The 20,329-nt window shown below is 49.4% G+C and carries 14 protein-coding genes; 5 read left to right on the top strand and 9 right to left on the bottom strand.

Annotation, left to right across the window (positions count from 1 at the left end):
- Positions 1–124 precede the first annotated feature (124 nt).
- Positions 125–1,348: a geranylgeranyl reductase gene (gene chlP, locus OXH18_RS08110; protein ID WP_268612005.1), complete on the bottom strand. Its 1,224-nt coding sequence runs from the start codon at positions 1,346–1,348 to the stop codon at positions 125–127.
- Positions 1,349–1,573: 225 nt separating this feature from the next.
- Positions 1,574–1,774: a hypothetical protein gene (locus OXH18_RS08115; protein ID WP_268612006.1), complete on the bottom strand. Its 201-nt coding sequence runs from the start codon at positions 1,772–1,774 to the stop codon at positions 1,574–1,576.
- 404 nt (positions 1,775–2,178) lie between these two features.
- On the opposite strand from OXH18_RS08115, the gene OXH18_RS08120 reads away from it, so the two are divergent.
- A complete protein-coding gene (locus tag OXH18_RS08120; protein ID WP_268612007.1) occupies positions 2,179–3,348 on the top strand; it encodes a DNA double-strand break repair nuclease NurA in 1,170 nt (389 codons plus the stop codon).
- 14 nt (positions 3,349–3,362) lie between these two features.
- On the opposite strand, the gene OXH18_RS08125 is transcribed toward OXH18_RS08120, so the two are convergent.
- The 4 genes from OXH18_RS08125 to OXH18_RS08140 form a co-directional block, all read right to left on the bottom strand.
- Positions 3,363–5,021, bottom strand: a complete 1,659-nt coding sequence (locus tag OXH18_RS08125; protein ID WP_268612008.1) for an ABC1 kinase family protein — start codon at positions 5,019–5,021, stop codon at positions 3,363–3,365.
- Between the two features lie 82 nt (positions 5,022–5,103).
- Positions 5,104–6,276 carry a DUF1822 family protein gene (locus OXH18_RS08130; RefSeq protein ID WP_268612009.1) on the bottom strand — a complete coding sequence of 391 codons (1,173 nt, stop codon included), beginning with the start codon at positions 6,274–6,276 and terminating at the stop codon, positions 5,104–5,106.
- Between the two features lie 38 nt (positions 6,277–6,314).
- On the bottom strand, positions 6,315–7,559 hold the full coding sequence (locus OXH18_RS08135) for a sigma-70 family RNA polymerase sigma factor (RefSeq protein ID WP_268612010.1): 1,245 nt from the start codon (positions 7,557–7,559) through the stop codon (positions 6,315–6,317).
- Positions 7,560–7,662: 103 nt separating this feature from the next.
- A complete protein-coding gene (locus OXH18_RS08140) occupies positions 7,663–9,609 on the bottom strand; it encodes a transglycosylase domain-containing protein (protein ID WP_390904354.1) in 1,947 nt (648 codons plus the stop codon).
- A gap of 138 nt (positions 9,610–9,747) precedes the next feature.
- Between OXH18_RS08140 and tyrS the strand changes: the two genes are divergently transcribed.
- Positions 9,748–10,977 (top strand): tyrosine--tRNA ligase, encoded by a 1,230-nt coding sequence (gene tyrS / locus OXH18_RS08145; protein ID WP_268612011.1) that lies wholly within the window; start codon positions 9,748–9,750, stop codon positions 10,975–10,977.
- Positions 10,978–11,689: 712 nt separating this feature from the next.
- Entirely contained in the window at positions 11,690–14,746 is a 3,057-nt protein-coding gene (locus tag OXH18_RS08150) for a GAF domain-containing protein (RefSeq protein ID WP_268612012.1), read from the top strand.
- A gap of 136 nt (positions 14,747–14,882) precedes the next feature.
- Here OXH18_RS08150 and OXH18_RS08155 read toward each other — a convergent pair whose 3' ends face one another.
- A complete protein-coding gene (locus tag OXH18_RS08155) occupies positions 14,883–15,551 on the bottom strand; it encodes a hypothetical protein (RefSeq protein WP_268612014.1) in 669 nt (222 codons plus the stop codon).
- A gap of 250 nt (positions 15,552–15,801) precedes the next feature.
- Entirely contained in the window at positions 15,802–16,764 is a 963-nt protein-coding gene (locus OXH18_RS08160; RefSeq protein ID WP_268612015.1) for a pentapeptide repeat-containing protein, read from the bottom strand.
- A 581-nt stretch (positions 16,765–17,345) separates the two neighbouring features.
- Between OXH18_RS08160 and rnc the strand changes: the two genes are divergently transcribed.
- Together rnc and OXH18_RS08170 are read left to right on the top strand one after the other, a co-directional pair.
- The gene (rnc, locus tag OXH18_RS08165; protein ID WP_268612017.1) at positions 17,346–18,068 is read left to right on the top strand and encodes a ribonuclease III; all 723 of its coding nucleotides are present in this window, start codon (positions 17,346–17,348) and stop codon (positions 18,066–18,068) included.
- Positions 18,069–18,167: 99 nt separating this feature from the next.
- Entirely contained in the window at positions 18,168–19,220 is a 1,053-nt protein-coding gene (locus tag OXH18_RS08170) for a Gfo/Idh/MocA family protein (protein ID WP_268612019.1), read from the top strand.
- On the opposite strand, the gene OXH18_RS08175 is transcribed toward OXH18_RS08170, so the two are convergent.
- Positions 19,217–20,179 (bottom strand): PRC-barrel domain-containing protein, encoded by a 963-nt coding sequence (locus OXH18_RS08175; protein WP_268612020.1) that lies wholly within the window; start codon positions 20,177–20,179, stop codon positions 19,217–19,219. The two genes, OXH18_RS08170 and OXH18_RS08175, sit on opposite strands and share 4 nt — an antisense overlap.
- Positions 20,180–20,329: the final 150 nt, after the last annotated feature.

Genomic DNA, 20,329 nt, shown 5'->3' on the forward strand with positions numbered 1-20,329 from the left:
TGAATTTCAGACTGAATTCCAGGTTAATTCGATTACTTCCACAAAAAATTAGGGTGAGCTAACAACTCACCCTATTAATTATCACGTTAGCAAAACTGAACCCGTTGACCTGTGGAGCTAAGAACTATGGAGCCAACGCATTACCGCGTAACAGACTACCGATCGTCTTGGCAGTAATCTTTAGCTGCACCAATGGATTGGCAGGCACCACTGTTTTGTACAAATAGCTATCAAACGTCAGCTTTTGTACGTCAATATCGGCGCACATTTCCACAAAGGCTTCACGGGTGGCATCCGATCGATAAAACACTGTTTGTAACAGATCGAGTACCTTATAGGTTGCGCCATATTTGCGATCCCAGCGCTTCAGGTAAACTTTCAAATCGTCTTCGGTGGGAATTCGTTGACCGTTGTTGGATAATTCCACGATCGTTTCGGCACACATGCGACCCGACTTGGCCGCAAAGTAAATTCCTTCTCCTGAAGACTTGGTGACATAACCAGCCGCATCACCCACTAGGGCCACCCGCCCCACTACTCGGCGCGGTCTAGGATGCTCAGGAATGGGATGCGCTTCTACTTTGATGATTTCGCCCCCCTCAAGGCGCTTGGCTGCTCGGGTTCGGATACCCGCTTGCAGGTTCTTAATCAAGGCTTTGTTCACCTTCATGGTGCCGGTGCCAACCGCCACGTGATCGTATTTGGGAAAGACCCAGGCATAGAAGTCGGGAGAGACATCATCGCCCACATACATCTCGGCTAGTTCTTCGTAGTAGGCCATTTTGTCTTCCGGCAACCGAATCCGCTCTTGGAAGGCAATCGCGTAGTTATAGTCACCAGCATCGATCGCTTTGGCTATGCGAGAATTTGCCCCATCCGCGCCAATCACTAGATCTACTTGCAGAGACTTGGCTACACCCTCCAAGCTGCCATCTGAATGATCGGCATAGTGTAAGGTATAGGCTCCTGTGCCGTTAGACGGAATATCTAGCCCATGCACTGTGCCATTAATTAGTTTGGCTCCACACTGTGCCGCTCGATTGCGCAAGAAACCGTCCAACACCTCGCGACGGCACATACCAATATATTCGTCATCCTTTAGTGTGCTGCCGATATTGACCTCAATATTCGACGGCGAGATCATCTTCATCTTGCGAACCCGCCGATCGATGATTTCTGGAGGAAGGTCAAACTCGCCCACCATGCAAAGCGGGATTGCCCCACCACAAGGCTTGGCATTATCTAACTTCCGTTCAATTAAATACGTTTCAATTCCAGCTTTTGCTAATGTCTCGGCAGCCGAAGACCCTGCCGGACCTGATCCAACAACAGCAACCCGTAGTGTCAAAGGTATATCTCCTGCTCTCCGTAGGCTACGAATCGCATCCTATCATGGACGTTCAGCCTCTTTTCGACGAAGCTTGTCAGATCCAGCCGAATTGAAACAGACTGTAATATTTCTTGGGGAAATATCATGAAGAAGATAGAGAAGAAAGCATAAAGGATAACGTGTAATTCGGTTAGCTTTTGTCCTTGTGTGCCTTAGCCTTTGTGTTCCCTAACTTCCCAATTCCTACTCCACCGCCATCATCGGCAACAGTCCGATAAACTTGACTAAATCCTCTAGTCGATCGAAGGGTCTACCGATGAAAACCTGGTTTTCAACCCAGTACAGTGGATACTCATCCGATTGAAGAATTCGCAAAACACAACCGCGATCTTGAGCTAATTTAGAGACTTCGAGAGTGCTAATTTCTACTTGCATTGGAACCACGACGATTGGTATAAATTACTGCCACCTGAGGTGGATAAAGCATCAATACCTCAATTGTTCAGATTTTTTCAGAACTCTGTTTCGGTGTTTTTCCGGGACTTTTTTATATCTTTAGTTCGAACTGAGACCAATTTCCGCAACTTCAATTACGTGATTTATGCGGTTGTTGATGTTCACTACATAAACCGTTGTAGATCAGATAGTTTGTTGAAGATATGTTGAAACTCTATAGAGTTATTTATAAAGTTATTTGCAAATCAGTAATGATTTCGATCGAAGCGATGTGTGCGAGCGGATGCCCTGTCACTAAAATCAGCTAAGCAAGTGATAGCAGGATGGGAGATAATTCGTTAGCGCATTCGCTAACTAGCAGCTACGTGCTCCTCACTCTTGCTTCTACAGCTATGACCTTGAAACTTTCGCAAATCCAAGAAATTTTGAATACAAAACGGGCTGAATTTACAGCCTTCAGCCAAGAAACGCGGCAGTTGTTGCAGCAATATCGTCATGCGTTAACCCATATATCGGCTCAAGGAGAGCCAGACTTGTTGAAGCGACTAGAAGCAATATCGACGGATCGAGGGGCTAGTTTGTTGGAGTCGTTGGGTAAGGCCAATCATGGTGTAATTCCCTTTAAGCTCACCTGGCAAAATCGCGAACAAAGCTTGTCGTGGGTGCGCGATCGCTTGACAGGCATTACCACCTTTGCGGTAGATGGTTCGCAAATCTACCCCGGCAAAGATTTGTCGATTCCGGTGGCGCTGGTGCAAATTGGTTGGTTTGAGAATTTGCATTTACCGACAGGCGGGTACGAAAAAGACGTGATGGTGGATATCTTGACGCCAAGAGATTTGCAAGCGGGTCACAGTGGAGAACCAGTCGATCGGCGGGTGAACATGCGGCGGTTTCAGTTAGAAACTCAGCGGTTGGTGGAATATATGCAGGCTCACGCCCACGCCGAAGATTGCCTGGTATTTCTAGACGGATCGCTAGTCGCCACCTTTGCCGAAGCGTTTGATGCCAAGGGGCGCCAGTTTTATGTCGAATGTTTGTTAGATCTGCTGCGCACCAGCGAAGCTTGTCGGGTTCCCCTAATTGCCTATATCGATACCTCCTATGCGCAAGATTTGACCGTGATGCTGCGATCGGTGTTTGAGTTGCCCGAATCAAACTCGATTCACGATGCTCAACTGCTCAACAAATTCATGGAGTGGGGCGATCGAACCCCCGTATTTTTGTGTGAGCGGACAGGCATTCTGGAAGACTACAGAGAACAGCGCCACCAAATTGCCTTTACTTACCTGAAAACCACCCGCGAAGGGCTGCCTGCCCGCTTGGAAATGCCTGTTTGGATGGTGGAAGCCAACATCATCGATCGGGTTCTGGACTGGGTACGCGGCGAGGTGATCATTGGCAGTGGCTACCCCTATGTGATTGAAACGGCTGACCAAACCGCTGTGCTGCAAGCCGACGATCGCCAAGCGTTTTATCGCATTCTGCAAGACTGGGCTGAAAACCAAGGCTTAGATCTGCGCTTTTCTCGCAAAATGGTCAGCAAAGTGCGACGACGGTAGAAACGATCGACCGATCACGATCGGCTGCGACGGGACGATCGCCATGTGGTAAAAATCAACCACAGTCCCAGCAGGCTAGCCGCTACGAAAAATCCATTGCCAATGAGTTGCGATTGTGACGTTTGTTGTCCGGTGGAAATGATAGCGGCTCCGATAATCAGGGCACTGGCTACAGTGCTAATCGATCGACGGCTGGCAGCATCATCGATCGTGCGGCGCATGGCGTTTAAATCTTGCAGCACCAGATTCAGCTTCAGAGTTTCGGAACTGAGGCGATCAAGCAAAAACCCCACCTGACGCGGCGATTCCAGGGAAAGCTGCTTAAATTCCAGCGCCGTTCGCAGAATCGATCGAGCCGGATCTTCGCCCACTAGTTGTCGCCGAAACAAATCGGTCATCAACGGCCGCACTTCTTCCATAGCATTAACAGCCGGATCAAACTCGCGTCCGGCTCCTTCTAAATTGACGATCGATTTGGTTAACAGTCCAATATTGCTGGGCAATCGCAAATTGTTGAGCCGTGCTGCTTCCAAAATTTGCCCAAATGCTTCGCCAATGTTCAAGTTTGACAAACTCAAGTTGTAATAGCGTCGTAATAGCCGATCATAATCCGCTCGCATTTGTGCCAAGTTGATCGGTCGCCGCATGTCCATTGGGTCAGCTAGTTGTAGCGTTAATTGGGTGCAGCGATCGGCATCTAGATCCATAATTGCCAAAACCAGTTCCACAATCACCGATTGCATTCGCGGATTCAGCACACCGGTCATGCCACAATCGAGTACGCCAATGCGGCCATCACGGAGATAAAACAAATTGCCTGGGTGCGGATCAGCATGAAAGAAGCCATCAATCAAATACTGCTGAAAAAAGGCGCGAAACAACAAAGTAGAGATGGCATGGCGTTCGGCGTCACTATCTCCTCCATAATTCTTTCCGTCAAGTTTTGCTTTGAGAATTGGAACGCCATCCAGCCATTCCAGCACCAGGATTTTTTTGTTTGATAAATCGTGATAGATTTTGGGTACAATGATTTGCTCTGGATCAAACCAGCGGCTAGTCGATAAATTCTTTCGAAGTTGTTCCGTATATTGAGCTTCTTGGGTAAAATCTAATTCATTTTGTAAGGAACGCCCAAATTCATCCGCTAGGGACACGACATTGTAGCGTTTACCAAAATCCGTGGCCGATAATAATCCAGCAATTTGGTTGAAGATGGCAATATCGCGAGCCACGATCGCCTCAATGCCCGGTCGCTGTACCTTAATCGCCACAGGTTCGCCCGATTTCAGTGTGGCGCGATGCACCTGCGCAATTGAACCGGCCGCTACGGCTTGTTCATCGATCGTTTCAAAGATTTGGTCGATCGGCTGCGAAAACTGATTCCGAATCACAATCTCAATTTCTGTCCAACCGACGGGGGGCACATCCGACTGCAAATGACTCAGTGCTTCCACGTAAGCAGGCGGCAGTAAGTCTGGGCGCGTACTGAGCAACTGCCCTAACTTGACATACACTGGGCCCAGATCGGTCAAAATGTTGCACAGAATTTCGGGCGTGGGAATTTCGGGTTCATCGCCTTTGCCCAAGGTCAGCAGTTGGCGCATGTAGTCCCAACCATAACGAACAAAAACCTCAACAATCTCACGCTGACGAGAACTGACGATCGCAGTCATGATGCTGGTGCCCAAAGAGCTTTACGGAACGTAACACCCCTATTGTGAAGTAAAAAATACGTTTTGGTGGGGATATCGTTGATCAAAACCGTAAAATCTCGCGCTGATAACCCTCTGGTGTTGGTTCCACTTCCCACACCAAGCCTTCGCCAGGAGTCAGTGCTACTACGATGTACAGCCGATCGACCGTTGTCTGAGCCGTCGCTTCGTTATTGTCAAATGGCTGCAAATCTTCGGTCAGTAATCGCAATTTTGTACCTTGAGGAATAGACGGAGAGTCCGTTTCTGCTGAAGTGGGCAATCGCCGCAATTCAAATCGCCAGATATTCTGCTCCATTGCCCCTTCCGGAAAAATTTGCAATTGATAGGATTGCTCGGCAATGTGGAGCGATCGCGAGAGCAAGACCGAGGAGGTTCGATCGCCGCTGCCGCGTGCCCCTGCCATCGAGCCAACTTCAATCCGCTCCCAACCAGCCTGCTCTGCCAGTTGCGACACCTGAACCGTTAGCCATTGCCGCACTGACCACTGTTCTGGCAAGCCCACCCGTCGTTGATACAGCCGTTGTCGCCAGCCTCCATGCTCCAACAATGCTCCCCACTGGGCAAAGGGAAGTTCAAACTGTGGTAACACGATTTCTGGAGACCCCAAGCGTGCAATCAAATTCTCGGCTTGAGCCAAGGATAGAGGCGGTAAGGCAGCCAAGGGAACTTGCGCCAATTCTTGGGGGCATAACTCATAGGCTTCCCACAACACATTCATATCCTGAATCAGTTGCTCGGCAGTAACTGCATAGGTGCGATCGCCCGCATCATAGACCCCTTGCTGCTTTAATCGCCGATGAGTGACAAATCCCCAAACCCGCATCCAACCGTCATCCGGCTCCACTTGTACTGGTAAGTAACAATGCCCGACCCAACTGGGAAGATCGACCCATTCCTGTGCCACCCGCAACTCGCTAGTGTCGAGGGCGGTACTGGGAATGAACACCAGCCGCAACGGATGGGTAGTGCGATCCAACTCGACGGCGCAGCCATCCACAAATTCCCAATAGCTGACTTGGTTGATAGGAGTTGCGATCGCCCGCGGATAGTCTGTCCGTAGCCATTGCAAAACGGCATCTAGGCAAAGTTGATGGATCTGAGCCATCCAACGACGACTCGATCGAGAGCATAATGGAGCTACCTGCTGCCATGCTGTTGGGGAGGGCGTCAGATAAATGTCGGTGGGTTCTGCTGCAAACACGGGAGATATCATCCTTTCGCTTCCTGTTTTGGGGTTGACCGGGTCAATGACTAGCCAAGTGAACTAGCCAAGTGAACAGACAGCCATTCATCTAAAGCTGTGCTCACGGATTCAAGTACGTCAAGGTTGGCAGAATTATGCAAGGTCTCTTGGCTCCATTCCAGCAGCCGACGTTGCAGCGATCGTTTGATCCGGCTAATTTGGCGACAGATGGTGTACTGTTGCACCCCCAACTGTTGCGCAATCTGTTGTTGCGTTAGGCCTTGCACATAGTACAAATGCAGCAGCGTTTGTGCGGATGGCTCTAATTGATCGATCGCCACTTGCAACACTTGACTGACTTGATCGGCTTGCAGCCTAGTTTCCTGAGCTTCTAAGCCAGCCAGGGTAGTGTCGGTATCCAGTTGTCCCAAGGCATCGAGAAATTCACTATCCTCTTGTCTGGGTTTGGGAGCATTCATCGACACCCAAGTGGGATAAAGATACTGTCGGGCGGCAGTCGCACAAGTCATCAACCACTGCTCGAGGGTATCGGGCGAGACCCGCGATCGATCGGTCAACTGGGCTGCTCGTTGATGATAAAGGGTGGTGATGGCGTCCCAGGTGGTGCGATTGGGCTTAGAAAGTTTGCGCGTACTGGTTGCAGGAGCAGCCGGGGCATACAGTGCCTTGAAACAGTCCCACGCCAACACATAGCGCTGTGTTGTGTCAGCCGATACTCCTGCGGTTTGTAGCGCCTCCACCAAGCGACGTTTGCTTAGTTTCAGCAACAGCGCCCAAGGGGTGCAAATGTCAACCACTCGCCGCTGCCGCAGGGTGTCTTTCAGCAGGCTGTTGAACTTAAGATTAGCGTAGCTTTTGAAGGAAAAATGGCGCTTAGCATCAAACCCCTGCAATACTTTGTCGAGTTGTGCGATCGTGGTTTGAAAACAGTCAGAGATTGTATCAGGCGATCGCTCTAAATAGGCGGTTGCTTTGTGGGCAACCCAATAGCAAACCTCTTGCACATAGGCAGCCAAATGATCACGGGCCAGGCGATCGGTTTGGGTTTGCCAGGCTTTGTGCCAGTACACTCCCCAGAAAGCATCGGACGTAGGAGGCGAGGCTGATTCAGTCAAACAGCGTTCCATTCGACGCCGCAACCTTGCATCAGCGACCCATCCCTGAACGCGATCGGCATCAAAAGCTAGAAAGGTGGAAAATAACTCAACCAAACCTTGGCGGGGGCGCATACCGCAATGGGAAGTAGACACAGCAACATTCAACTGTAACACCAGTTTAAAAGGCAGAGACAAAGGCTTTATTACCTTGTCCATCCTGTTCAGGTTTTTACGGTGTTGGCCTTCGGTCAGTTGGGTTTCTAGTTACTCTTCTACCCATGCACTTACCCATGCACGTCTATGGACGCACAAAATTCGCCGCTGGCTTAAAGTTTTCCACCGGAACGCCTTGTAGGGCTTGCAACATAAAGTTACGCCAAATCGGAGCCACGTAAGTTCCACCCGTCGCACCAATGCCCAGTGGGCCATAGTCATCGCGTCCAATCCATACGGCAACGGAAAGCTGTGGCACATATCCTACAAACCAAATATCGCGCTCCGAGGAGGTCGTTCCTGTTTTGCCAGCCGCTGGACGATCGATGCGGGCAGCGGTGGCTGTACCACTAGTAATGACCGATTGCAGCACATCGTTAAGGGTGGCTGCTGCCCATGGATCAAGCACCAGTTGAGGATTGGGCGTGTTGTCGAGTAATACATTGCCCTGGGAGTCTAACACTTGCACAATCGTAGTGGTATCTGAATGCCAGCCATTGTTGGCAAAGGTGGCATAGGCTCCGGCCATTTCCAAGGGCGTCAGATCGACGGCTCCCAACGGGAGTGAGGTGACTGGTTCCATCGGACTCTTGATTCCCAGCGTGCGGCAAACTTCAATCACTCGGTTAATGCTGACTTCTTGTCCCAAGCGAATAGCTGGAATGTTGCGCGACACGGCTAAAGCTTGCCGAATCGACATAGCCCCACCAAAGCTGCCGTCATAGTTTTGCGGTGTGTAGTAGCCATCGCCATCGGGATAACTGACTGGCGTGTCCATAATGGTGGTGTTGGCGTCATACTTGCCCGTAGCAAAAGCGGTGTAGTACACAAAGGGTTTAAAGGCTGATCCGGGCTGTCGGAGGGCTTGTATCGCGCGATTATATTGGCTTTGCTCATAATCCACCCCGCCCACCATCGCCTTGACAAAGTGGGTGCGCGGATCGACAGCAACCAGGGAAATTTGATCGGCATACACCCCTTGATACTGCACCGAGGCCAACCCGTCACGGGCTACGGTTTCGGCCAAGCGCTGCATGTTGAGGTCGATCGTGGTTTGTACCCGCATTCCGCCCTTCAACACCGCATCCTGTCCAAACCGCTCGGTCAATTCTTGCACCACCGCATCGGTAACGTAAGGAACTTGGCTGCCGCTGAAGGAGGTAATTTGTCCTAACAGAATTGGTTGTCCCTTGGCGATCGTTTCATCTTCAGCCGAAATCCAACCGAGCCGCTGCATTCGATCGAGCACGATCGCTTGGCGTTGCTTAGCCGTTTGGTAATTAACAAAGGGGCTATATTCTTCTGGAGCTTGAATCAAACCCGCCATCATCGCCGCTTCGGCCAGGGTTAAATCGGACGCGGGTTTATTGAAATAGCTCCTCGCCGCTGTTTCGACGCCATAGTTATTGTGTCCCCAGTACACCTGATTCAGGTACATTTCCAAAATCTGATCTTTGGAGAACACCTGCTCTAGGCGCAACGCCAACACCGCCTCTGCCAACTTGCGACTCACCGATCGCTCGGGCGAGAGAAACAAATTCTTGACCAACTGCATCGTGACGGTCGAACCCCCTTCCACCGTCTCACCTTCTTTGAGATTAGCCAGAAATGCTCGTGCCACGCTGGAAGGATTAATGCCGTGATGAGAGAAAAAGTAACTGTCTTCGATCGCCAGCACTGCTCGCTTTAAGTCCGGCGAAATTTCATCGAGATCCACGACCTCACGGTTGGCCTCATCGTGAATGCTCGAGAGTAGTGTGCCGTTGGCATCATAGATATAACTGGTTTCAGACGGGATATAATTTCGCAGCAAGCGCACATCCGGCAAATTACGGAAACTCAGCGCCAACCCAACCAGCCCCCCGGCCACCACAGAACTGGTCAACATTGTCAGGGTCAACAGCGTGCCGGCTGTTGCTTGAGCAACACCCACACAATAGTTCATGACCGAATTGGCAGACTTGCCCTTTCCAGGTTGCCGCGACGGCGTAGACGGATTGATCTGGTTTGATCTGACAGGATTAGATGACACAGCCGTGTTACTTCCTCAAGCGTGTTGCAATTATAGTAGGTTGGTTGCTGGGTGGAAAACCACACCAGAATTGTTGTATGTAAATGTTGTATCTAATTGGCAGTGAGTGTAACGAATTTAGTGAACAATGTGCCAAGTATGGCTTCTGATTCCATTCAAACTGTAACGCAATCTCTTTCGTGGCTCTATAGAGGAACAAGCGAAATCTTTCCAAATCAGCCAAATTCTGCCGATCCGAACGAAAATTTGGCGGCTCGGATTGAGAAGACCGATCGTCCCTTGCGGATTAAGTTTGGCATTGACCCTACCGGAGCCGAAATTCACCTGGGGCATAGTATTGTCATTCGCAAACTGCGAGCGTTTCAAGACGCTGGACATAAGGCGATTCTCCTAATCGGTGACTTTACGGCTCGCATTGGCGATCCCAGCGGTAAATCGGAAGCCCGCAAGCAACTGACTGCCGAACAAGTGAAAGCCAACGCCCAAACCTATCTCGATCAAGTGCGTCCTATTCTAGATTTTTCACCGGAAAAATTAGAGATCCGCTACAATTCCGAATGGCTTTCGGGGTTAGATCTAGCCCAAATCTTGGAGATCCTAGCTACAACCACGGTGGGGCAGATGCTTGCAAAAGAAGGCTTCGCCGAACGCTATGCTAAAGAGAACCCGATTTACATCCACGAGTTCCTCTACCCACTGATGCAGGGCTACGATTCGGTGGCGCTAGAGGCAGACGTAGAACTGGGCGGCACAGATCAGAAATTTAACTTGGCGATCGGGCGCGATCTTCAGCGGCATTTTGGGCAGCCGCCGCAGTTTGGCTTGCTGTTGCCGATTTTGGTTGGGACAGACGGGGTGCAGAAAATGTCGAAATCCTTGGGCAACTATGTGGGGTTACTCGATAGCGCTCAGGATATGTATAACAAATTACAAAAAACACCCGATCATTTAGTGGAGCAATATTTTGAATTGTTGACAGATTTGCCGCTAGACCAACTGCCTGAAAAGGCCCGCGATCGACAAGAACTACTGGCGCTTGAAGTTACCACACAGTATCACGGCAAAGAAGCAGCCCTGACTGCCCAACAAGCGGCCAGGGCCGTGGCCGGAGGCCGTCCCGAAGATGCAGCCAATGCGGTAGCATTCTCCCTGGCGTCCATTCAATTTCCCGCCAAGCTGTTCTATATTCTCAATGCGGCTGGGTTATGCAGCAGCAGTTCCGAAGCGCGACGGCAAATTCAGGGAGGAGCCGTGCGGCTAGATGGGGAGCCTGTCAAAGCCGTCGATCGGACATTTGAAAGTGCGGATGAACTGGAGGGGAAAGTATTGCAGGTAGGTAAGCGCAAATTTGTGCGACTGGTTGCGTAGGTGAGGCAATCTGTTCAACTGAACCCATCATCGCCTGACTCATTTTATATGAGTATATGGGGCAGTTCAGTCATTCCTATAATGGTGGCACTAGGGGAAGAAGATCTGTTTGGTCCTACTAACTCGATCAGGAAGTCTACATCGTGATCGAGTCAGGACTGCAACAGAGGATGCCTAGATTTGAGCGTTTGCACTTAATTTCGCTAGAGCGGAAGGAGTCCGTTAAGATAGCGGTAGTAGGCTGCCTAACAAGCGTTTGGAGACTTTAAAAAAGTTTGTAAACTTTAAAAAAGCTTCTCGGCACTTCATCGCCAATTGATTACGATTCGTAAGATTATTGCTTGATGCGGGCTGCGTTGTTTGCCCTACTTTCTGTGGCAAAAGGCTCTGCCTAAGAGTTCGTTTGATGGACCAATCGGTTTGATGGATCTTGTTTGATGGATCTTGTTTGATGGATCTTGTTGATGAATCCTGTAGTGGTTCTGTTTCGGCAGTTAATTGTCGAGCACTTTACCTGTTCAGGCTGAAGTTGCAGCATCACTCAACGCTCAGAGCCAGCCCACATCCGATCGTCGTGTCATGTGTGATAAGCCCTCGATCGCTTGACTCCGTTTCCTTGATTGCCGAGTTTTCTGACACTCAGTTTATCTGAAACTCAGCTTGTAGTACTAGTTTTTACGCACTGACCTCGATAATTTCTGGGGAAGCAGCAATGACAGAGAACCCTCTAGAGCCTCCGTTAGAGCACGCCCATCAATCCCATAATGCTCCTGACGCTGATATGTCTCGCGAGCAGTTGATGGCCGAACTGGAAAGATTGCGAAGTCGAGTTTCCGAGCTAGAAGAGTCGGTAACTAAACCTACGGTAACTGCCGCCGTTTCTCCTGATGAATTGGTGCTACAAGCCTATGAGGAACGGTTTCGACAGCGATTTTCGCGAGCGTTTCGATTTAGCCCCGATGCGATGTCACTGATCGATTTAGAGAGTGAAAAGTTTTTAGATGCAAATAATAGCTTCTTAGGTCTGTTTGGGTTTACTCGCGAGGAAGTACTTGGGCGCACTAGTTTGGAATTGGGAATGTGGGTTAGCTCGGTTGAGCGGGCTAATGCCATTAGCTTATTAAAAAGTAGCCGCGAATTATGTAACTTTGAATGTAGTTGTCGCACTAAGCAGGGTGACACGAAGACACTGTTGGCCTCTTGCGAAATCATTACGCTAGACGGGCGCGATTGCATCTTAACGCTTGCCAAAGATATCACCGAACGCAAACAAGCAGAACGCCATTTGCAAGAAGCCCTATTGCGAGAACAGCAGGCAATTGAACGCGAACGCCTCATTGCCAAAATTGCCCACAATATCCGTCGCTTTCTAGATTTGCAGCAAATTCTCACGATCGCGGTAAAAGAAGTTCGCCACTTCTTGCAGGTCGATCGCGTGGTGATCTATCAGTTTCACAGCGATTGGAGCGGACAGATAGTAGCAGAATCAGTCAGTGATTCTACCTTTTCACTGCTTAATCGAGTCATTCACGACCCCTGTTTTGGCGGGTCAATGCTAGATCCCTATCGCAACGGACGCATTCACTGGATTGATGATGTAACCGCTGCCAATCTAACGCCTTGCTATCAAGACCTGTTGATGAACCTCAATGTCCGAGCAGCGTTGGTGTTGCCGATTTTGGTGCGACAAGAACTATGGGGATTATTAGCTGCTCATCAGTGTACAGAACCCCGTCGCTGGCAAGAGTTTAATTGGTTGCTGTTACAACAGCTAAGCACCCAACTGGCGATCGGGATTTATCAAGCCAATCTTTATCAACAGCTTCAACAACAAGCCCAACGAGAGCAGGCTCTCAATCAAGTGATTCAAGATATTCGCAATTCGTTAGATCTCAATACGATTTTTGCGACAGCCACGTCCGAAGTGGGATCTTTGCTTCAGGTCGATCGGGCTGAAATTGTTCAATATTTACCGGATCAAGCTATTTGGCTGAATGTATCGAGCTATCGCCGTACCGCTAATTTGCCCAATGCCTTGGGACTGCGTATTCCCGATACCAACAATTCGATCGCCGCTCAGCTAAAAGCGAATCAAATTGTGCAGGTGATAGACTACGGCAAAGAGGCTGATTGTACTAATCAACCCCTAGCACAGCAATATCCAGGATCGTGGGTGTTAGTGCCCCTCAATGTGGGAGACATCGTATGGGGAAGTTTGAGTCTCAATCGTTGTGATCCGCAGTGGCAATGGCAAGAATGGGAACTGGACTTGGTTCGGGCGGTGGCCAATCAATTAGGAATTGCCATTCAACAATCCCAGCTTTATACAGAAATTCAGGACTTCAACGAACAGCTAGAAGATTTAGTGCAGTTTCGCACTGCTCAGTTGCAAAAAGCATTGGAATTTGAAGCTTTGCTTAAACGTATGACCGATCGCGTTCGCGATAGCCTCGATGAACAGCAAATTTTGCAATCGGCTGTAACAGAATTAACGCAAGGACTCACGTTGTATGGCTGTGGTACGGCGCTTTATGACTTGGAAAAACAAATTTCCACTATCTGTTTTGAACATATAGAAACGGAACTGCCGACGGCGCATGGTCGGGCATTGCCAATGTCTGATTTACCAGATTTGTATCGGCAATTGCTGCAAGGGCGACCTGCACAGTTTTGCCACCCTCGTATACCGGACAATCCTTCCGAAGTGCCTCGATCGGGGTTCGCTATTCTTGCCTGTCCTATGATTGATAATGGTCAGGTTATAGGCGATATGTGGCTGTTCAAAGCGTCGGAGGCAGTCTTCGATACTTTAGAAATTCGGTTGGCTCAACAGGTTGCTAATCAATGCGCGATCGCGCTCCGGCAATCTCGACTGTATCAAGCGGCACAAGCTCAAGTACAAGAATTAGAGCGGTTAAATCGGCTGAAGGATGATTTCCTTAGTACGGTTTCCCACGAATTGCGCACCCCTATGTCTAGCATTAAGATGGCGACGCAAATGCTGGAGGTGTTGTTGTTTGAGACAACACCCAGTGCCGTCTTAGCGACCCGATCGCACCAGCGGTGGGAAACTACCGTTACAGATCCGTCTCGCTCTACCGGGTTAGATCTGCAAAAAATTGAGCGGTATTTTCACATCCTCCAAGACGAATGCGATCGAGAAATTCGTCTTATTAACGACTTGCTCGATCTCTCACGGTTGGATGCTGGAACTGAGCCACTGATGCTAATGACGATCGATCCCAACATTTGGATTCCTCATATTGCCGAACCGTTTGTCGAGCTTGCCCATCGCCAACAGCAGCAACTAGAGTTCCATTTGCTCAACGATTTGCCCACCCTGACAACCGATCTGTCTGATCTAGAACGAGTATTCACAGAACTTCTCAATAATGCCTGTAAATACAGTCCACCAGGAGCGCGAATTATTGTTGCCGCTACCGTAGAGACAGCGGCCGAACCAGAAATCTTACTGGAAGCAATACCGAATACAGAAGCTAATATTCACTGTGCTTCACAAGCAAATCAACCTTGGCTATGGCTGAGTGTAACCAATACCGGCGTAGAAATTCCTAAACACGAGCAATACCTAATTTTTGAAAACTTCTACCGCATTCCCAATAATGATCCTTGGAAACACGGAGGAACAGGATTAGGATTAGCTTTGGTCAAGAAATTGCTACACCGATTGCAAGGACGAATTCATGTAGACAGTGGATTGAATCAAACAACGTTTACAATTCAACTGCCCCTACGAATAGAGGGTTGACACAATTCAACGCTTTTTGCCCCCAATCCCTAAATTTAAGAGAACCGAACTAAAATCCTCGAGATTGAGGGAATTTAGGGGACAAATGCATAAGTCTTGAAATGGTAGACAAACCCTAACATCAATTGCCCTACCATCAGTTGAGCGTGAAATCGGACTGTAGCCGCACATCTAACTCGTTAGGACGAACGACAACTACTTCCACTTCCCGGCGATTACGTAACAAGAAGATCTCAGCCAAAACGCCTACTCCGGCTCCAGCTAACACTTCCAGAAAGTCAATACGACCAAAGATTTCTCCTAGAATGGCTCCGGCGGCTGCACCCACAACTGCACCTCGCAGAATATCTGGATTGTCACGTCTGCTGATTACATCCGTTTCAGTGACAATATTCGATACTGCATCGATTCGCCGATTGGTTCCATTGGGAAGGGTAATGGATTCCGCTACAAACTGCGTTCCACCTCTAGCCGGACGTAATTCACCCGTAATTTCGCTGTCTCTTGGAATGACCACTCTGCGGCTACTGTTGACGATATCACGAGTCACAATTAGAGTGACAGAAGCGGTTTCATCGGGTGTCACCAAAATTCGATCGGCATCATCATTTTCATATCTCACTGGAATCGGAGTTCCCGCAGGCAGGCTGCTGCGCCAAGAGTCTGGGAAGCGTTGCCCGACAAGATAGGGACTGGGAGATGCAACTCCAGATTCAGTGAATGTCAACGGTAGAGCCAGTGTTGAGGTAAATCCGAGAGCCAAAAATAGAGCAGTTCGAGACTGCCAAGCTTTTGAAGATAGCATTGAACTAAATTCCTCCAAAACCAGGGATAAGCACCAATCGGCGATCGTTGAAACACGAGCTTATCGACAGACCAACTGCAATGGAAGCCTCAGCAGCCTGTAGCAGCTAATCCTCGTAGTCTCGCCAAGTGGGTCTCGCCAAGTGCGTCTCACCTTAAGAGATTGCACCAACAATTGTACTGACCTCGTTTTAGTGGTAAAGTTCCCCATTTTCTCTGAAATTCAGCACCACTCTTTTTGACGTGCTTGGCTACCAACCGGGCAAATGAGACTCATGCGCAACGCTTTGCGGCAAAATTAACCAACTTACGTTGGGCTGCCCCAGATGCAGTGGTTTAACTTTGGCATCTTCTAAGTTTGCCCCTCGTAGAATTGCCGAACTGAGATCAACATCGGTCAAAATAGCGCCATGCAGAACAGCACCACTCAAGTTTGTTCCTTGTAAACTGGCCCAACTGAGATCGGCTTCTGTCAGATTCGCCACAATCAGTTCTGCCCAATCTAATCTGACCCCTCGCATTCCTGCCAACATCAGTTTTGCCTGAATTAAATTTGCCCGTTGCAGGTTTGTTCCAGTCAAATTAGCTCCCTCTAAATTAGCTTGCCGTAAGTTAGCCGCAGTGAAGTTGACCGCTTCCAGATTTGCCCGATCGAGATCTACCTCGACCAGATTGGCAGTTGTGAAATCGGCGCATTCCAAGTCGGCAGCCCGCATCGTAGCCCGGATGAAGGAAGCGTTTCGCCCCACCGCCCGATTAAGCTTGGCTTCAGACAAAATAGCATCCGTAAAATTGGCTTGGCTACAATCTATGCGGCTTAAATTCGCTCCCGTTAAAGTTGCCTGAGTGAAATTGGCTTCGTGGAGATGCGCCCCAGTCAAATCTGCTCGGCTCAACTCTGCTTTTCTGAATTTAGCCCTCCAGAGGTTGCTGCCGCTAAGGTCTGCCTGAGTGAAATTGGCTTCAAAGCAATCAGTTCCAGCTAATCTGGACCCACTCAAACATGCCCCTGACAAGTCTGCTTGCCTCAGAACCGCACCTGTTAAATCTGCTTCGATGAACTGGGCATTGCTTAACGTTGCCTCAAACAAAATTGCTTTTTTTAAACTGATGCCGCTAAGGTTGGCTCGCGGTAAAGTAATGCCACTTAAATCAACCGTATTGAAATTGCGTTCTCCTGCGGCATAGCGCTTCAGGAGGTCGTGAGCGTCCATAAAGACACCTACAGCGATCGGGTTTTTGTTATCTGGTTTCGTGCTGTCTAAGTTTCATTGTGTAAGAAGCCGAACTAAATCAGTCACAGTATTTATATTTATTCATGCTCATTACGACTATGAGGAATTATTTCCTGAATCAGTAGAGCCAACTCAGAACAGGTGCGCATTATTACGAATTTTGAGTAGCATAAGATGACACAGGTCTCAAAACGGCTGAAGGGACTGAATTTTATGGCTCCCAAATTAGGTATTCTTGAGCGAGTTGAACGAGCCGAAAGTTGTCTTTACAGTCACCAATCTTGATCCCATTCCCATGTTTATTGTTTAGATAATAGGTAGCTGTTTGATGTTAGGGTAGAACTGCCAGTTGAAATCATCACCTTACCGTGGTAAAGCAACTATTTGGACTAAAAGTTATTGACTACAGCATGGAGTTCTTCGCCCACAAACATCCACTTAGTTCTCCCCAGTAAGCTTTAAGCATAAAAGAGAATAACCGGATAGACGAGGTTGTTACTCTGGCTTTCAACCCCCAATTCCCGACTCCCTGTCCCCTGTTCCCTCTTCCCCACCCATCTGTGATTTCCGATCCGCGTCGTGACAAGCAATTGCGCCAGTTTATTGACCGACTGGGTATCCCATCCCCTGCGCCGATTCGGTGGGACTTATTGGACTTAGCCTTAACCCATCCCACGATCGCCCCCGATGCCAACTACGAGCGCTTAGAGTTTGTAGGAGATGCGGTCATTCGGTTAGCCGCCGCAGAATTTCTGTTTGAGTTCTATCCTAATTCGCCTGAAGGTCAGCTTTCAGCCATTCGCAGTGCCTTGGTGAGCGATCGCCTGTTGTCTCAAATTGCCGATCGCTATGGCTTCGATCGGTTCTTGCTAGCAGCAAACAGTGCTTTGGCAGATAAAACAGGACGAGAAACGCGATTAGCAGCAGCATTTGAGGCGGTTCTCGCAGCACTATACCTCAGCACGCACAATTTAGATTTAATTCGAGTTTGGCTTGATCCGCACCTTCAGCAGCTAGCCGAAGCGATTTGCCAAGACCCAGCCTTGAATAACTATAAAGGCGCACTACAAGCCTGGACACAAGCCTATTATCAACGTTTGCCTGAATATCGAGTCACCGAAGTGGGGCAAGCCTATGGAGATTTAGAGCGGTTTGTAGCAGAGGTATGGTTCCAAGGCAAATTGTGGGGAAAGGGGAAAGGGCCGTCGAAGAAAGCAGCCGAGCAAGCTGCTGCCCAAATTGCATTTCTAGCCTTGCAGGAGACCCAAAAGCCACCACAGTAGTCTTTTATCACACGATTTTTATGAATTCAACGGTGTGCTGTTGGATGTTTTGGGAATTCTATAACCGTAGCGCTGCGTTGATTGGTGGTGGATGCGGTTATGGGAGAAAAAATGAATGTGGCGCTCTTGGGCGTCGGGCGCTGGGGCACGCATTTGTTGCGTAATCTTCTAACTGATCCACAGACGCGGGTGATGGCAATCGCTGATCCGTGCAGCGATCGGTTGAGTGCTCTGGCTACTACTCTCAGTTGTCGATCGACGGAGCAGGAGCCACTATTGAGCAGCGATTGGCAATCTGTTCTAAACTTGCCCGACCTCGATGCGGTGATTGTGGCCACACCCGCTGTCACCCACTACTCCTTGATTCGATCGGCCTTGGAACAAGGGTTACACGTGTTGGCTGAAAAACCGTTGACCTTAACCGTTAGTGAAGCTCAAGAACTCTGTCAGATAGCGCTTCAGCAGCAATGCCAGCTGGTGGTTGACCATACTTATCTGTTTCACCCAGCCATTCAACGCGGTCGGCGTGCGGTTCAAGCTGGGCAGTTAGGAGACTTGCGCTATGGGTATGCGGCTCGAACTCACTTGGGCCCGGTTCGTTACGATGTAGATGCGCTATGGGACTTAGCGATCCACGATATTGCTATCTTTAACAACTGGTTGAATCAAACCCCCGTTCAGGTGCAAGCGCAAGGCTCAGTCTGGCTGCAACTGGATACCTCATTGCCGATCGCAACAACTTCCACAGGGCTATCAGATCTCGTGTGGGTGCGGCTCACTTATCCTAGCGGTTTTCAAGCAACAATTCATCTGTGCTGGGCCAATGCTGACAAACAACGCCGCCTCAGCATCGTTGGGAGCCGAGGCACCCTGACGTTTGACGAACTCGCACCGACACCGCTGACCTTATTTCAAGGCAGATTAGAAGGCACCGATCGCCTATTCACCCCCGTTGATCAACATCATCGCATTCTAGAGTGTGAGACGATCGAACCGCTTCAGGCTGTCTGCGCTCATTTTCTTAACTGCGTCCAAGCGAATAGTCCTTCTCAGATTTCTTCTGGATGGGTCGGCGCAGAGCTAGTCGCGGTGTTAGCCGCGTTGACGCAATCGATGGAACAGGGCGGCGTCCCTGTAGACTTACTGCCCTAGTAATCCGTTTCTTCCTCGTACTCCACCACCCGCTTGCGCTCAGGAATATTCACCTGAGGAGCGCGATAGGGTGTGGGATTTTCGTCATCCTCCCAGGGATCTTTGGGGACTTCCTCTTCTTGCACTGCGTATTCAACCTGACGATTCTCGACCCGAACTTCTTCGTACTCTACATCTTGAGCATCGTCCCAATTAGCTTCTTCATATTCGGGCAACGGCTCGGGTTCGCGCATAGCCCGCACTTGCGGACGGGCCTGAGCTTCTTGCCAATTATCTTCATCCCAAGTTTCTTCAGCAACCGGAGTACGAGTACGAATCGGTTCGACTGGGGTTCGGACCCCTGACGGTAACTGATTGGTGGTGGAAGTTGGGGTGGGGTAGTAATCTACATCATCGCGTTCCCAGGGTGGACGACCGATGCCCACTCGTTCTAACAAGCCCACCGATAGTTGATTCAGCTTTTCTTCGGCTCCTTCAAAGACAATGAGGCGATCTGGCCCACTGCTGACCACTTCGTCCATCGACAGTTCGTAGGTGCTGATTAGCTGATCGGGAATTTGAGGGACGCCTAACGAGGCAATCACGATCGACTCGACCCGACCGTCAACCGTGTGAAACTTAAATCCCCGCACCTTACCGAGCATATCTCCTGTCTCGGTAATCACTTCGCTGCCGACTAGCTTACTGTAGGCTTCGGTATTAAAATCATCCTCAATGACGTTAGCATCATCCACCAAAACCACATCTCCAATCTGGCGGACATTGCTGAGCAACATCGTCTGTTGAATATTTGAGAGGACGCCCGATAGCATACTGGCACGGATTCCAAACGCAACGACCTCACGGCGATCGACATCAACCCAAATTTGGCTAACAATACCCAGCCTTCTACCACCATCTCGGGTGATCACCTGCGTTCCAATTAGATCAGCGCGTTGACAATATTGTTCAAAGGTCATTTTAGAGTCCCGATCCCGAGGCTGCTTACTATATCAGCAAATAATCTATCAGCAAATAATCCAGTGTTCTGCCCTGATATCCAAAGCGTTTGGATATCAGTCCTAATTGAAAGATTACACGGGATTATACCAGGGCTTGTCGCATTCACA

This window comes from Thermocoleostomius sinensis A174 (genome assembly GCF_026802175.1).
In the GTDB taxonomy this organism is placed as follows: Bacteria; Cyanobacteriota; Cyanobacteriia; order Elainellales; family Elainellaceae; genus Thermocoleostomius; species Thermocoleostomius sinensis.